The 15,371-nt window shown below is 37.5% G+C and carries 13 protein-coding genes; 9 read left to right on the top strand and 4 right to left on the bottom strand.

What is annotated here, in order from left to right:
* Window positions 1–383: 383 nt before the first annotated feature.
* The 5 genes from flhB (at window position 384) to AB1397_00615 (ending at window position 6,588) form a co-directional block, all read left to right on the top strand.
* Window positions 384–1,475: a flagellar biosynthesis protein FlhB gene (flhB, locus tag AB1397_00635; protein MEW6481512.1), complete on the top strand. Its 1,092-nt coding sequence runs from the start codon at window positions 384–386 to the stop codon at window positions 1,473–1,475.
* Between the two features lie 43 nt (window positions 1,476–1,518).
* A complete protein-coding gene (gene flhA / locus AB1397_00630) occupies window positions 1,519–3,573 on the top strand; it encodes a flagellar biosynthesis protein FlhA (GenBank protein ID MEW6481511.1) in 2,055 nt (684 codons plus the stop codon).
* 108 nt (window positions 3,574–3,681) lie between these two features.
* A complete protein-coding gene (gene flhF / locus AB1397_00625; GenBank protein MEW6481510.1) occupies window positions 3,682–4,875 on the top strand; it encodes a flagellar biosynthesis protein FlhF in 1,194 nt (397 codons plus the stop codon).
* A gap of 24 nt (window positions 4,876–4,899) precedes the next feature.
* Window positions 4,900–5,778: a MinD/ParA family protein gene (locus AB1397_00620; protein ID MEW6481509.1), complete on the top strand. Its 879-nt coding sequence runs from the start codon at window positions 4,900–4,902 to the stop codon at window positions 5,776–5,778.
* 39 nt (window positions 5,779–5,817) lie between these two features.
* On the top strand, window positions 5,818–6,588 hold the full coding sequence (locus AB1397_00615; protein ID MEW6481508.1) for a permease-like cell division protein FtsX: 771 nt from the start codon (window positions 5,818–5,820) through the stop codon (window positions 6,586–6,588).
* Here AB1397_00615 and AB1397_00610 read toward each other — a convergent pair.
* The 4 genes from AB1397_00610 to AB1397_00595 all read right to left on the bottom strand — a co-directional run bounded on the left by AB1397_00610 (window position 6,585) and on the right by AB1397_00595 (window position 9,569).
* Window positions 6,585–6,854 carry an acylphosphatase gene (locus AB1397_00610; GenBank protein ID MEW6481507.1) on the bottom strand — a complete coding sequence of 90 codons (270 nt, stop codon included), beginning with the start codon at window positions 6,852–6,854 and terminating at the stop codon, window positions 6,585–6,587. The two genes, AB1397_00615 and AB1397_00610, sit on opposite strands and share 4 nt — an antisense overlap.
* Window positions 6,855–6,856: 2 nt before the next feature.
* Window positions 6,857–8,566, bottom strand: a complete 1,710-nt coding sequence (locus AB1397_00605; GenBank protein MEW6481506.1) for an ATP-binding protein — start codon at window positions 8,564–8,566, stop codon at window positions 6,857–6,859.
* Window positions 8,567–8,717: 151 nt separating this feature from the next.
* Complete coding sequence (locus AB1397_00600; protein MEW6481505.1) at window positions 8,718–8,867, bottom strand: hypothetical protein; 150 nt, start codon at window positions 8,865–8,867, stop codon at window positions 8,718–8,720.
* A complete protein-coding gene (locus tag AB1397_00595) occupies window positions 8,868–9,569 on the bottom strand; it encodes a hypothetical protein (GenBank protein MEW6481504.1) in 702 nt (233 codons plus the stop codon).
* Window positions 9,570–9,707: 138 nt separating this feature from the next.
* Here AB1397_00595 and AB1397_00590 point away from each other — a divergent pair, with 138 nt between their 5' ends.
* The 4 genes from AB1397_00590 (at window position 9,708) to AB1397_00575 (ending at window position 15,267) form a co-directional block, all read left to right on the top strand.
* On the top strand, window positions 9,708–14,201 hold the full coding sequence (locus tag AB1397_00590) for a FapA family protein (GenBank protein MEW6481503.1): 4,494 nt from the start codon (window positions 9,708–9,710) through the stop codon (window positions 14,199–14,201).
* Window positions 14,202–14,521: 320 nt separating this feature from the next.
* Window positions 14,522–14,809, top strand: a complete 288-nt coding sequence (locus tag AB1397_00585) for a DUF4258 domain-containing protein (GenBank protein ID MEW6481502.1) — start codon at window positions 14,522–14,524, stop codon at window positions 14,807–14,809.
* Window positions 14,806–15,021 (top strand): DUF2283 domain-containing protein, encoded by a 216-nt coding sequence (locus AB1397_00580; GenBank protein ID MEW6481501.1) that lies wholly within the window; start codon window positions 14,806–14,808, stop codon window positions 15,019–15,021. Before AB1397_00585 ends, AB1397_00580 begins: the two co-directional genes overlap by 4 nt.
* Window positions 15,022–15,102: 81 nt before the next feature.
* Complete coding sequence (locus tag AB1397_00575; protein MEW6481500.1) at window positions 15,103–15,267, top strand: hypothetical protein; 165 nt, start codon at window positions 15,103–15,105, stop codon at window positions 15,265–15,267.
* Window positions 15,268–15,371 lie beyond the last annotated feature (104 nt).

Below are 15,371 nucleotides of genomic sequence, written 5' to 3'. Positions count from 1 at the left end.
GAATTCAAAATTTCTTAAAAGGTGGATGAATTTTTAACAGATAAACACAACCCTATCTATTTTTGCACTAAGTAATGGAAGATACTATAATTCTATCTCAACCATCTTTTTTTCGTCAAGGAAAATTTTTAAATCCCCCTACCGGAGGTAAATCATATCGGTCTTGGCAAATACCGAACACCTTCCCGCAATCCTGGGTGGCTTCTCTTAAGCTTAATCCCTTTGTTCTTGGGCAATTATTTTTATTAAGAGGTTTGATAATGAAGCCAAAAACTTAAGGCAGGACTTGCCTTTACAGACTTATGGGTAGGTTTCTGAAAAAAACTATTGACAAATCTTTATAAAATGATAAAATTAGGGGATATAAAGGCTAAAATTATTATATGGATATAGACCTTCAGCTATTTGCAAGCCCGGAGGATGAAGGCAGAACAGAAGAGCCAACACACCGAAGATTAGAAAGGGCAAGAAGGAGGGGTCAGGTTGCAAGGACAGCCGAGTTTTCTCCAACCATTATAACCCTTGCTACAGCTATTCTTTTATTATTCATCGGCTTGTGGATATTCTCATCATTATTGCAATTTCTGTATTCCTCAATTGCAACAATAAATTCAGACAACCTTAACCCAGAAAGGCTTTATTTGCTCTTTATTGGAATGGGTGTAGACTTTTTAAAGATTACAATTCCCATTATGGCTTGTGCATTCTTTGTCTCCATTTTTTCTGAAGTTTTGCAAACAGGGCTTTATTTTTCTTATCAAGCATTATCCTTTGATCTATCAAAGATAGGCATTAATCTTGGAAGGATATGGCAAAGGATTGTTCCCTCTGCAAAGACACTCATTGAATATGCAAAGGCAATATTTAAGATTTGTGTTATTTCATATTTTGCCTGGAAAACAATAAGCTCCCATTATGAGGAGATAATTTTTACTATGTCAGGCGAGATATTCTCAAGCTTTTTCTTAATCACCAGGCTCTCTTATGAGATTATGATAAAATCTGCAATCTTTCTTGCCATTATGGCTGTTCTTGATTACCTATATCAGAGGCATGAATACAAAAGGCAGCTGAAAATGACAAGGTATGAGCTAAAGGATGAAATAAAACAGATGGAGGGAGACCCATTGGTGAGGGCAAGAATTCGCGAGCGTCAGAGGCAAATGGCAGCAAGGAGGATGATGGAGGAGGTAAAGAAGGCTGATGTGGTAATAACAAACCCAACCCATATTGCCATTGCCATTAGATATGATGCAAGTTCTATGTCCGCACCAATGGTTGTTGCAAAAGGTGAGAGCTTTATTGCAGAGAAGATTGTAGCAATAGCAAAAGAACATAATGTCCCAATTGTTGAGAATAAACCATTGGCTGAGGCACTTTATAGGGCTGTTCAAATAGGAGCTGAGGTGGGCGCAGAGTTTTACCAGGCAGTAGCCGAGGTCTTAGCCTTTGTTTGGAAACTGAAGAAGAAATGATGCAATTGCGGATTGCAAATTGCGGATTTTTTAAGTTTTTTAGATGGAAAAAATAGGAGGTCAAACCAACTGGACACAGAGGATGGATTTGCTGGTTGCTGTATTTATCCTTTGCATCATTGCGATGATGGTTATCCCCCTTCCACCATTGCTTATTGATATTCTAATTGCAGGAAACATTATGCTTTCCATAATGGTTATCTTGACGGTAATGTATATCGCAAAGGCAATAGACTTTTCTGTATTTCCATCCCTCCTTCTTATGGCAACCATATATCGGCTTGCCCTTGAGGTCTCAACATCAAGGCTTATCCTTTTAGGTCAAGGTGGGGATATAGGCATAGTAAAGGCATTTGGCTCATTCGTGGTGGGAGGAAACTACATTGTTGGGATAATTATATTTGCTATCCTTACCGTAGTCCAGCTCCTTGTTATTGTAAGAGGAACAACCAGGGTTTCTGAGGTTGCCGCAAGGTTCACCCTGGATTCTATGCCAGGAAAGCAGATGGCAATAGATGCAGACTTAAATGCAGGATACATTACAGAGGATGAGGCAATAAAGAGGAGGCAGGAGATAAGAAAGGAGGCAGATTTCTATGGTGCGATGGATGGTGCGGCAAAATTTGTCCAGGGCGATGTTATCGCCGCTATTGTAATTATAATAATAAACATCATCGGCGGGTTGATAATTGGCGTTATTGTAAGGCATGAGCCTTTAGGTGATGCGGTTAAAGCATATACCACATATACCATTGGCTGTGGGCTTTCTGCCCAAATCCCTGCATTTCTTATCTCAACCGCTACAGGCATCCTTGTCTCAAGAACATCATCTGAATTCTCACTTGGCTCTGATGTAATAAGGCAGATTACATCCCAGAGGCAGGCTTTGTGGATTACCGGGGGTGCATTATTCCTTCTCTCCTTTACACCCCTTCCAAGGATTCCTCTCCTTACCCTTGCTTGCTTTTGTGCCTTATTAGGGTATATAATGACAAGAAAGGAGGTAAAAAAGAAAAAGGAGGAGGAATTGCAAAAGAAAAAGCAAGAGCTTGAGAAGGTGAAAAAGCCAGAGGCGGTTACATCGCTTCTTTTGGTTGATCCAATGGAGCTTGAGATAGGCTATAGCTTAATTCCCTTTGTTGACCCTGAAGCGGGAGGCGATTTTCTGGATAGGATAACCATGATCAGGAGGCAGGCTGCATTGGAGCTTGGAATTGTTGTTCCTCCTATAAGGATTAGGGATAATATCCAAATTCCAAAGAATGAATACATTATTAAAATAAGGGGAACAGAGGTAGGAAGGGGCTCTCTTAAGCCAGAACACTTCCTTATTATGGGAGATAGGGATATGAGTAAAATAGAAGGAGAGGAAGGATTTGAGCCAACCTTTGGTATGCCCTGCAAATGGATAAAGGGAGAAAATAAAGAGCTTGCTGAAGAGCAGGGTTTTACCATTGTTGACCCTGCCTCGGTTATGGCTACACATTTAACTGAGATGATAAGAAGGCATTCCACAACCCTGCTTGGAAGGCAGGAGGTAAAGAGCCTGGTGGATAATGTAAAGGAGAAATACCCAAGCCTGGTAGATGAGCTTATTCCAGAGCCATTAAGCCTTGGTGAGCTTCAAAAGGTTTTGCATAGCCTCCTTTCTGAGAGGGTAGGAATAAGGGATATGGTAACCATCCTTGAGACATTGGCTGATTGGGCAGGTAAGACAAAGGATATCGGCTTTCTTACAGAGAAGACAAGGCAAGCTCTTTCAAGGCAGATAACCCATCAGCACCAGACACCAGATGGAAGGCTTTTGGTGATTACAATTGAGCCAAAACTTGAGGAGAGAATAGCTGCATCCATTATAAAAACAGAGGATGGAGAGAAGGCTAATCTTTCACCACAAGAGACAAATGCTCTATTAAAATCCATTCAAGAGGCAATAGGTAAAGAGGGTGCATATCAGCCTGTCCTCCTTACATCGTCAAGGATAAGAAGATGCTTTAGGAATATTATAGCACCATATATTCCATTTATTTCTGTGCTTTCTTATGATGAGATAGAGGTTGGGGTTAAGGTTACCTCAATTGGGATGGTGAGTATATGATTTAGGATTTAGAAATTTAAGATTTAGGATTTTATTATAAGGGAAAAATAAAAAAATAAACATATACAAATTGCAAATTGTAATTTTAAATGGTAAAATAAAGGTAAGATGATGAAATATAAGACATATGTGGCTCCCACCCTACAGAGGGCTTTATTGCAAATGGCCCTTGACCTGGGCAAGGATGCCCTTCTGGTAAGCCACAGAAATGTTAGAAAGGGCGGCATATTTGGAATCTTTGGAAAGAAGATGATTGAAGTAACCGCAGCCCTTCCCTTTACATCAAAACCGAAGCCAGAAAAACCCCAAGTTCAACCATTACAGCCACAAACTCCTCCTTACCAGCCACAGGTTGAAAGTGATCAACCCCAAATTCCCATTCCCGAACCCCGAAACCCGAATATCCAGCCACAGCCCCAAATTCAGCCAGATATAATAGGAATGATTCAAAAGGAGCTTTCCGAGATAAAACAGAAAATGACCACCATTATGGAGGAAAGAAGCATTATAAAATTTCCAGGAAAGTCACAGGAAGCATATATGAGGCTCATTAACAATGATGTTGAAAAGGAGGTTGCCGAGAAAATAATTAAACAGATAGTAGCTGAGGCACCACCAAATATACTGGAAGATGAGGCATTTGTTGAATCAAGGGTTCTAAAATATATAGCAGGCATAATTAAAACAGAAGAGCTAAGCCTTGATAATGGCAATCCAAAGATTATCACATTGATTGGTCCAACCGGGGTTGGAAAAACAACCACCCTGGCAAAAATAGCCGCAGACTTTGCCTTTGAAAAGCATAAGAAGGTATCGGTTATAACCGTTGATACATATAGGATTGCAGCCGCTGAACAACTTAAGACATATACAGACATATTGGGTATTCCCCTTGAGGTTGTTTATTTTCCATCAGAATTTAAGAAGGCAATAGAAACCCATTCTTCCTCTGACCTCATCCTTATTGATACAGCAGGGAGAAGTCAAAGAAATTCTATTCAGATGGCAGAGCTTAAGGCATTTATCTCCCAAGCAGGCTATAACTTAGAGAATTGCCTTATCCTTTCCTCAACCACAAAATATAAGGAGCTTCTTGATATTGCTGATAATTTTAAAAGGGTATCATTCCATAAGGTAATATTTACAAAAACAGACGAGGCTGTTTGTTTTGGAGGAATTCTCTCATTGAGCTCTAAAATAGAACAGCCCATTATATACATTACCACAGGACAAAATGTTCCTGAGGATATAGAGCAGGCAAATCCAACAAAGCTTGCAAAAATGGTCTTTGGAACAATATGAATTTAAGATTTAAGATTTTTTAAAATGGATCAAGCGGAGAGATTAAGAGAGCTAGTAAAGGAAAGAAAGAGGGATTCGGTTGAGATAGTAACAGTAACCTCTGGAAAGGGCGGTGTGGGAAAGACAAATATCTCGGTTAATCTTGGAATATCATTTGCCCTGGCAGGAAGAAGGGTTCTTGTGATTGACGCAGACCTTGGGCTTTCCAATGTAAATATTGTAGCAGGTGTTGTTCCACCGCCAAGGTATAACCTTTTCCATGTTATCAAAGGAGAGAAGAAAATTGAGGAGGTTGTAGCAGAAGGTCCTTGTGGAATAAAGATAGTAACCGGGGCAATTGGTATATCAACCCTGGCGAACCTTTCTCCCAAGAAAAGGGATGAGTTAATTGAGCAATTGTCAGGCATGTCTAGTATCGCTGACCTTATTTTTATTGATACCTCAGCCGGTCTTTCTGGAAGGGTGCTTTCATTTGTTCTTGCCGCAGACAAGGTCTTGCTTGTTACAACACCAGAACCAACTGCCATTGCAGATGCATATGGAATAATAAAGGCTGTATCCTTCAGGACAAAGGACTTAGATATAAGGCTTATTGTCAATCGGGCAAAGACACTGGAGGAGGGAGAGAGGGTAGCCAATAGGATAATGGAGATAGCAGGTCAGTTTTTGGGAATGCAGGTTAAAAAAATCGGTGTTCTCCTTGATGACAGGGCGGTTGAGGAATCTGTGAGGGAGCAATCTCCATTCTTTCTTACCCATCCAAAGGCAAAGGCAACCCAATGTATTTACAACATAAGGAATGCAATGGCAAATATCCCCTTTCCTGAAAATGGAGGAATAAGTAGTTTCCTAAAAAGGCTCTTTAAAACAGAGCATATGGAGTTTGCCAAGGAGGAAGGCTAATTTGCTTGATGCGTTTTACAAATGAGATTGTGCCACATTTTGATCCAAAGCATATTGTTCCTTTTTCTTTTCTTCTTACTCCTTTGTTTATTTAATATTTCTCCTTTTATAAGCTTTCTTTACCACAAGATAGAAATAACCGCTTATTTAAAAGAGGGGATTCCCTTTTCCTCCCTTGAGGCTCTTATGAAAAGGATAAACCAGGAAAGGAAAGGAATTGAGATTAGATACCAATCAAAGGAAGATGCATTAAAAGGGCTTGTTCCCGCTGAGGTAGTCAATATTCTGGATAAAAATCCCCTTTGTTCTTCATTCAAGATAAGGCTCTTTGGAAAGATAGAAGAAAATGATTTTGACAAGTTTATCTCTTTCCTTTCCTCTATGAAAGATATTGAGAAGATAAGCTATTCAAAAGAAGCCCTTAAGTTTTTGTCAAAGATAAAACATGGGTTTTTAAAAGCCTTCCTTTGGATTTGTGGAATTTGTTCTTCCTTTATAATTATTATTCTCATCCTTCTTTCCTTAATGGATGCAAAGCTCTATAAAGAGGAGAGGGAAATTTTATACCTTTCTGGAAGAACAAAATGGTCTCTTGTTCTTTCTTCCCTTATATCTTCTATGATTGATGGGCTTTTTAGCTCTCTAATTGCCTTTGTTTTTCTTTTTATAGGATGGACACTTTTTGTCCATAAAGGGATTTCTCCTTCCTTTGAAATATCTTTCTTCTCCTTTGATATTATATTAAGCCTTGCGGGGATAGGAATCCTTCTTGGATTTATTACAAAAATCCCTACCCTCTTTTTTCTCTAATAGCGTATAGAAAACCCCTTAAATTCACCGGTAAAATCTCCATATTCTATTTCAACACTAGAAACAAAAGCACCCCTTGGTCCTTTTTTGCACCATTCTATAAGTCTTTCAATATCCTCCTTTTCTCCCTCTGCCCAAACCTCAACCCTTCCATCAGAAAGATTTTTTACCCATCCAGAAAGAAAAAGGGAATTTGCAATATCCCTTGTATTTGCCCGAAAGAATACACCCTGGACAGAGCCTGAAATAAGGAGATGACAAGACACTTTCACGCTTCTATAGGAATTCTAACAGTAAAACAAGCTCCTTTATCTTCGCTCTCGGAAACCGAAATTGTGCCATTATGTTTCTCTACAATCTCTTTGGATATAGCAAGACCTAAGCCTGTTCCCCTTATCTTTGTTCCAAAGAATGGCTCAAATATCTTATTTCTTATTTCTTGGGGAACACCAGGTCCGCTATCGGATATAGAAACCTCAATATTATTATCTAAAACCTGTGATTTTATTTTTATCCTTCCAATCTTTTCTAAATTTGGGTGGAAAACACCCTCTCCTTCCATAGCTTGAACTGCATTTACTATAATATTGGCAAAGAGATTATGTATCCAATGAGAATCTAATGGAATAGATGGAATATCAGCTGATAGCTCCTTAAGAACATCAACCTTTGTTAATTCATTAGAAAGGCTTCTTAATGCCTCTTCAATAATACGGTTGATATTTACCAAATTACTTCTTAAGAAAACCCCCTTTACAAACCCCATTGTTTCCTCCACCACAATATTTGCCCTTTCCTCTGCCCTTCCAATCATCTCCAAGTATTTTATAAACTCCTCAGGAAGCCTTTTCTTTAAAAAATAGACATTGCTCTTTATAATAGCCAAAGGATTTTTTAGCTCATGGCCAATTCTTGATGCCATTGTTCCCAGGGCTACCATTTTCTCTTGATGGGCAAGCTTTTTATGCATACCCTCAAGCTCTTTTGTTTTTTGCTCTAATGTTTTTTCAAGTTCTTCTGCAAATCTTTTCTTTTCCTCATAGAATTTTGCATTTTCTAGGGCAAGACCTGCATAATGGACAAAAATAGAAAGAAAAGCCTCGTCTTGTTTCGTTATCTCCTCTTTAGATGAGCAGATTAAAACAAAATAGGCTATATTCTCTTTAATTAATAAGGGAACCCCTATAAAGTTCTTTGCTCCTATTAGAACCTGGATGGCATCACAGCAAGCTTTAGAGATTACCTTTCCCATAAACTCTTCAAGGTTTTTTCTAACCACAATTTTTCCAGTAAGTAGCTCATTTATAAATGGAAGCTCTGCAATTGGTGACCTTATGCTTGAAATGGGCACTTCAAGTATATCTTCTATTGTGTGTCTTATCTCTTTCTCCCCTGAAAAGATATGGTCTAATGCTTCTTTTTTATCCTCTGAAAGCCGACTTATAAAGACATAATCATAATCAAGAAGGGAAATGATATATTCCATCACCAACTTTAATATCTCCTGAGAGGAAAGCTTAGATGCCATATTTGTAGAAGCTTTTAAAAGAACCTCCATCTCCTTATTTCTTTTTCTTAAATCCCTTATTGTTGCCTTAAGGCTTTTTTCCAAAACCTTAAAATCTTTTGCAATCTCTCCTATTTCATCCTTTGTTTCTACACTTACAGGATAATCAAGATCACCTGAGACAATAGTCCTTGTTGCTTGTGAGAGATTAAGAAGGGACGAGAGGATTTTCTTTATGAAAACAAAAAGGACAAAAAGGGAGAAAAGGACAAAAAGGGAAAAGACAAATATAAGCTTTTCCCTTATTCTTGTTACAAATATTTCTATCTCAAGAGGAGCTATTCCTCGTGCAAGAAGAAAATCCCTTTCCTCCTTGATGAGAAACCAGATAAGGATAGAGGTAGAAAGGATAATTAAGGCAAGCATCAAGAACAAAATCTTTGCTTGAATGCTAAATTTCTGTTTTGTCATAGATATGGATTTATAGTATCTTCCCTAATTGAATTGTTTTAAATCTTAGTATGTGTTCAGTTCCTTTGTTAAAGGAATAACCCTTTTTAGAACCCTTTAATTAACCACGAATTAACACTAATAAACACGAATAATTTTTTTGTAATTTGTGTCAATCCCTGCCCATTCGTGGTTTTTCTTCCCTTTTTATAAAGCTAAACACATACCCTTTTGTTAATTTGACAAACTCGCACCCTCCTCCATGGCTTGCCAAGATTGGTTTAACCTCCCTTTCCAAAAATGTTTTTATTCTTTGCTCCACCTACTTTAAAAACATCATAAGCCCTTGCTTTGCAGGTGGAGAGAGCTTTCTAAATTTAGCAATCAATTCCTCCTCTTCCTCAGAAAGGGGGGTTTCTTTTTTCTCTTTAAGCTCAGATTGTAAGGATTTAAGCCCTTCTATTAAGTTCTCTATATCCTCTGGCTTTAATTTCTCTTTTGGTTTTTCCTCTATTGGTTTTGGTTTCTCTTTTGGTTTTTCCTCTACTAATTTGGGCTTTTCTTCCTTTTTTATTTCCTCTCCAAGAACACATTCAGGGGTAATAGGCCTTTGAAGCTTCTTTGTGAAGTAGTCTGTAAGCCTCTTTAGGTTGCCCTGCTTTGGCTTTATACCTTGCCAATACCAGTTATTAAAGCTTGAATTGGGAAGGTTTAAATCCCTTTTTATATTTCTAACCGCCCCAACCAGATCACCCTTTCCCACCTCAAGAAGAAGGTCTCTAAGGCCTTTCCTTATTCCTGTTAGCTCTTTCTTTTCAGGAATGGTTTTTTCTGGACAGGATGCGAGCTCTTTTTCAAAATAGCTCATCATCCTTTTCCATATCTTTGGATTCCTTGACTTTCCCCCTTTATAAAGGTAGCTTTTAAATGTGAGTTCGTTAATCTTCAAATCAGAAGCCACCTTTTTTATAGAATACCCTTTCCCTTCCCTCAATCTCTCATACATCTCTCGAAGCTTTTCCATCTTCTTTACCTCCTTTTCTCCCACTTTTAAACTTAAGCGTGAGAAATTATAAAATTAAGTATACTTTAAAATCTCTACTTTGTCAAGTTAAAAACACATTACTTGATTTTTATGCTTAAATTGGATAAAATTGCCAAAATGGAAGGATTAGAGGCAAAGATAAGATTGATTCCGCCAAAGGAAAAAGGGAAACCTCCAAGGAGAGAGGATGTCATTAGCACATTAAAGGAAAAGGGTATAATTTATGGAGTAGATGAGAAGGTAATAGACTCTGCTATCTTAAAAAAGGAATACAATAAAGTTATTGTTGTTGCAAAGGCAAAAAAGCCAACAAAAGGGATAGATGCTTCGTATATCTATAAATATGAAGAAGAAATAGAGGTAATAGATGGACAAATCCTTGCCATAAAAGAAGAGGCAAGATTAGGAGAGCCAGGGATTTCTGTTTTTGGTAAAGAAATTCCAGGCATTTCTGGAGATGATTTTCAGATAATTCCAGGGAAAAATACATACCTTTCAGAGGATGGAAAAATTTTATATTCAACAGGTAAAGGGAAGGTATTTTGGAAGGAAAATAGGGCTGATGTTTTAAAGGTATTGAGGATAGATGGTGATTTAGCTGAAGATGTGGACTTTGATGGAATGGTAATTATCTCTGGCAATATATCTCCTGATGTATCTCTTAAGGCAGAGGATATAAAGGTAGGAGGGGAGATAAAAAATGGTGTATCTATTGTCTCAAGGGGAACAATTGAGGTAGAGAAAGACATAATGGGAAGCGAAGAAAAAAGGGTAAGTATAAAAGCAGAATGTGATTGCCTGGCAAATTCAGCAAGCTACTCTGATATAGAGGCAGGTGGTTCTATTGTTATGAAAACAGGGCTTTTGCATTCAAATACAAGGGCAGAAAACTGTGTTGTTATAGGAAGGAAGGCCATAATTATGACATTCAAAGACATACCTTCTGAGATATTCTCCCTTCCCATTGCTATGGCAAAAGGGGTGCAAGGAATTATTGGTGGGGTAATTCAAGGGAAAAACTCTGTAAGCGCAGAAACAATAGGCTCTGTTTCTTACGAAAAGACAGAAATAATAGTAGACCAAGGGGGTTTTGTTTCCTCAATGTCTATATATCCAAAAACAAAGATTACGATTGGTAAAACAAGCCTTGAGGTAAAAAAGGCGATGGAATCTTTAACCCTAAAGGAAGAAAGGGGAGGAATCCTTCAATTTCCATATCAACAAAAAGAGGTAAAGCTTAAAACAAAGGAGTATGAACAAAGAAAGCCAGAATCAGAACCATCTATCCTTGTCAAAAACATTGAGGAGGGAAAAAGGCTTTTGGGAATAGCTGATATAGATTATATTCCCTTGAAAAATTGGTTTCTCTGTTTTGAAAGGCAAAGAAAGGGAGCTTGGGAGAAAATAAGGGAAGAGAAAAAAGAGGAAAGGAGAAAAGAAGAAGAAAGGGATGGAGAGATAGAAATTTTAAACCAGGAGGATGGCTTGTTTGTTGTAATTAAGCCACCCGGGAGGAGGGGAAATCCGGTAACATTAGAAGATGCAAAGGAAAAGCTAAAGGAATTTTATGATTACAATGAAAATACCTTAAAAATTACAATTGAGGAAATGTCTTCAAAGCCGGTAAAAATAGGCCCTCGGCAATATATCCCCGAACTTGACGGAAAGGTAGTAATAAGAACAAATGAAAACAAAGAGGCTTATATAGGCTTAACCCCTCCACATCCACATTTAGGAAAACCAATAAGGGGAAGGATAGTCTTGAGGGAGATTGAAAAAAACAATATAACATTTGGAATAGATAAAAATGCAATTGCAAGCCTTCTTAAAAACCCTGTATACAACAAAGAAATTCCCTTTGCAAAGGCAAAAATGCCAAGCAAAGGAAAAGATGCTTACCTTATCTATCAATTTGGAATAGTAGAGGGAAAAGAAATAAAAAGGGAGGATTGCCTTGAGGTCATCGAGGGACAAATTTTAGCTATAAAAGAGCCTTCAAAGATAGGAGAGAAAGGGATTGATATATTTGGAGAGGAAATAGAAGGAATTATAGGAGACGATATTGAAATAATCCCTGGGGCAGGTACTTATCTTTCGGCCGAGGGAAGAATTCTATATAGCCATGAAAGGGGAGAGGCTCATTGGAAGGAAAATAGATGCGATGTGGAAAAGGTTTTAAGAATAGAGGGTGATTGTAAAGAGGATGTAGATTTTCCTGGAAAGGTTATAATCTCAGGTAATGTAGAAAAGAGAACAAATATTATTGCAAAGGGGGATATTGTAGTGAAAGGGATGGTTGAGATGGGAGCAAATCTTACATCAAACGGGAGTATATATATTGATAAAAATGTGGTGGGGAAAAAGAAAGAGGAGGTATTCCTTAAGGCAAGCGGTGATATAGTTTGTGAATCCTGCGAAATGACAAATATATCTACAGATGGAATTCTCATTGTTCGGATATTTCTGGATGGCATAGTTAAGGCAAAAAGGGTATTTATCCAGGGAAGAAGGGGGATAATTATGACAAAGGGAGAGGTTCCTCCACCCATATTTACCCTCCCTGTGGTTATTGCAAAAGGAAAAAAGACATTTGAAGGTGCTAAAATATTTGCCGAAGAGCTTGTTGATACAGAGGAGATGGGTTCTTCAGAGATGACAGAGACAGAGGTGGAGGTAGGTGAAAAAGGCATTGTATCTATCTCGGGAACAATATTTCCAAATTCAAAGATTAAAATAGGAATAAAAACCTTAAGGATAACAAAGCCATTGATTGGGCTTACATTTAAGCTCAAAGATGGCCAGATTAAAGAAAGCCCTTACGAGTCTTCTCCTATTGAGATGACAAAAAAGGAGATTGTTTCAAAAAAGATGAGGTTTGAACCACCGGCTTCTATTGTCATAACAGATCAAAACCTCCTTGATGCCATCGCAAGGGGAGCACATTTTCTTAAAATCCCTGAGGAAAAGGCTGAATTTTCCCTCTTACTTGAGGAAAAACCAAATAAGACAATAAGGATATTTCCCGCAGGGATGTTTGGTCCCTGGAGTGAAGATTGGGATGCAACATATGGAGAGGATAGGGATGCCAGGTTTAGCTTTGATAACCGTGCAGATGGGCTATATCTTGTAATCCATCCTCCCCATGGTGAAGGAAGATGGGTTGTTCATAATGATGTTTTGCAGGGAATTAAAAAAGAGGGTTTTGTAGGGATTGATTATGTAGGAATAAGTAATTTATTTAAGGAGATTGAGGAGAAAAAGGAGAGGAAAGAGAGGGCAATAAAGATAGGAGAGAGGCAATATCTCTCTGATGTTTCAAAGATTATTAAAATAAAAATAACAGAGGATGAAAAAGCAGAGGCTATTTTTTACCCACCAATGATAGGTGGTATGCTCATTGATATGGATGAGGTTATGAAATTCATAAACAATGAGGGGATAATCGCCGGAATAGACCATAATGCAATAAAGGATGCATTGGTTAATGAAAGGTTTAAAGAGCCTATTGTTATTGCCTCTCCTATTCCTCCCATACAGGGAAAGGATGCCTTACTTGAATATAAGGTAAAGGAAAAGGAGGGAATTTCTCTTTCTCCTGATGTATCTGGAAGGGTTGATTTTAAAGAAACATCCCTTATTGTCTCTGTTAAAAAGGGAGATATTCTGGTGGTAAAGCATCCCCCTATCCCTGGAAAGCCAGGGAAAAAGATAAGCGGAGAGGAGATTCTTCCTCCTCCTCCCAAGGATATCCCTCTGCCAGTTGGAAAGAATACAAAAATATCGGATGATGGGCTATTTCTTATAGCAGATATTGATGGTAAGGTAATATTTAAAGAGAAAAAGATTGATCTAGAGCCATTATACGAGGTAAGGGGCGATGTTTGCCTTCAAACAGGCAATATCCATTTTTCAGGAAGCGTTATTATTTCTGGTTCTGTGCTTCCTGGGTTTGTGGTTAGCGCAGAGGCCGATGTTTTTATAAAAGATGCAATAGATGGTGGCATAATAAAGGCAGGTGGAAAGATTGAGGTGCAAGGAGGGATAAGAAAAGGAAATGTGGCTGGAAAGACAATTACAGCAAGCTTTATTGAAAACTCCTATATTTCTTGTGAGGATGTAGCGGTAAAAGGGGCAATTCTTCACTCTGATATCCTTACTTTTAATATAAAGGCAAAGAAAATCATGGGAGGAAGGATATTTGCAAAAAATAGTATAGAGGCAGACGAGATAAAAGGAAAAACATCCCTTTATCTTGGAAGGGAGCCTGAAATAATACTCCAAATTGAAGAGCTTACAAAATCGCTTAAAGAAGCGAAGGTAGAATACGAAAGATTATTGCTTGATATTGCGCATATTGATCTTTTATCATCCCACAGAAAAGAATTGCTTAAAGAGGAAATAGAAAGAAAAAGGAAGCTTCTTTTTGAAGCTATAGAGAAGATTAGGGATTTAGAGACAAAAGAAAAAAATGAAGGTGCATTTGTAAGGGTCAAAAATACAATCTCTGAAGGAACAGAGATAGATATATTAAAATCAAGCTTTTTTGTCTTAGAAGAAAAGAGAAATTGCACCATTAGATTAAAAAATGGGAGGATTGTTATAGAAATTTAGGATTTAGGAAGGCTTTATAAAATTATGAATTTTGAATGTTGAATTTTGAATTTCGGTTAAAATTTAATCTCGCTCAAGAATTACTAAAGATTGCTCAGAAAGAATTAACTGAATAAAGCAAGGATATCAAAACCCAAAACCTTTATTTTTTCCCAAATAACCACTTGTCAAACAAAGATTAAATTATATATTATTATGATATGAAACTTAAGCATTGATATTGGCAGAATAAAGCTTAAAAGTTGCCCTGTTGGGTGGAAATAAGGCATAAAGGCATACCATATCCTTTTACAACAAGAGCTTGATACTCTTAAGAAAAGATGGGAAATCAAGATTATTTTGGAAAACCTATAAAATTCTCCCAGCATAGCCTTGATAATATGGTTGATCGAGGAGCAACAAGAGAAGAGGTGGAATTAGCAATAATGAATGGAGAGTCCTTTCCTGCTAAAAAAGGAAGGATTGCTTTCCGTAAGAATTTTAGCTATAATGATATGTGGAAAGGCAGATTTTATAATGTTAAGCAGGTAATGCCTATTGTAGTTGAAGAACCCAATAGGCTTATGGTTGTAACTGTATATGTATTTTTTATTGGAGGTATGGGATGAAGATAAGCTACGACAAAGAGGTTGATGCAGCCTACATATCCTTTAAAAAAGAACCTACCCAAGTAACTACAATCCGTCTATCAGAAGATGTTGCTATAGACCTTGGGGTTAATGAAGAGATAGTAGGTATTGAAATTCTGGATGCATCTTTACATCTTGGCTTTAAAAAGGAAAATCCGAAGATAGAGCTTGAAAATGTTGGTGTAGGATAACCTTGCCTTAGAAACTTTAATATGAAACTTAAGCATTGACATTGGCGGGATAAAGCTTAAAGATAGCCATTTTGGATGAGAATGATAACACAGGTTTCAAAAATGCTGACAAAAAGGTCTTTGTTGTTTAGAATTTCTTTGATGAAAGAGCCATTAAGGTATTTAAACAATGCAAAGGAAATATTAAGAAATGCTCCGATTGAGGATAATAATTATACAGATATTATAGTATCTTCCATTACTTAGTGCAAAAATAGATAGGGTGTGTTTATCTGTTAAAAATTCATCCACCTTTTAAGAAATTTTGAATTCTAAATTTTGAATTTTGAATTGAAGGTTTAAGTTTTATA

It is taken from the genome of bacterium, from assembly GCA_040756715.1.
Lineage (GTDB): Bacteria > UBA9089 > UBA9088 > UBA9088 > UBA9088 > JBFLYE01.
The sequence above is the reverse complement of the archived record's forward strand: the minus strand, read 5'-3'. Positions and strand labels throughout refer to the sequence as shown.

Excerpts from the sequence above, each read along its gene's own strand:
- flhB (MEW6481512.1), top strand. The coding sequence starts at position 384 with ATGGATATAGACCTTCAGCTATTTGCAAGCCCGGAGGATGAAGGCAGA.
- flhA (MEW6481511.1), top strand. The coding sequence starts at position 1,519 with ATGGAAAAAATAGGAGGTCAAACCAACTGGACACAGAGGATGGATTTG.
- flhF (MEW6481510.1), top strand. The coding sequence starts at position 3,682 with ATGATGAAATATAAGACATATGTGGCTCCCACCCTACAGAGGGCTTTA.
- AB1397_00620 (MEW6481509.1), top strand. The coding sequence starts at position 4,900 with ATGGATCAAGCGGAGAGATTAAGAGAGCTAGTAAAGGAAAGAAAGAGG.
- AB1397_00605 (MEW6481506.1), bottom strand. The coding sequence starts at position 8,566 with ATGACAAAACAGAAATTTAGCATTCAAGCAAAGATTTTGTTCTTGATG.
- AB1397_00595 (MEW6481504.1), bottom strand. The coding sequence starts at position 9,569 with ATGGAAAAGCTTCGAGAGATGTATGAGAGATTGAGGGAAGGGAAAGGG.
- AB1397_00590 (MEW6481503.1), top strand. The coding sequence starts at position 9,708 with ATGGAAGGATTAGAGGCAAAGATAAGATTGATTCCGCCAAAGGAAAAA.
- AB1397_00585 (MEW6481502.1), top strand. The coding sequence starts at position 14,522 with ATGGGAAATCAAGATTATTTTGGAAAACCTATAAAATTCTCCCAGCAT.
- AB1397_00580 (MEW6481501.1), top strand. The coding sequence starts at position 14,806 with ATGAAGATAAGCTACGACAAAGAGGTTGATGCAGCCTACATATCCTTT.
- AB1397_00575 (MEW6481500.1), top strand. The coding sequence starts at position 15,103 with ATGATAACACAGGTTTCAAAAATGCTGACAAAAAGGTCTTTGTTGTTT.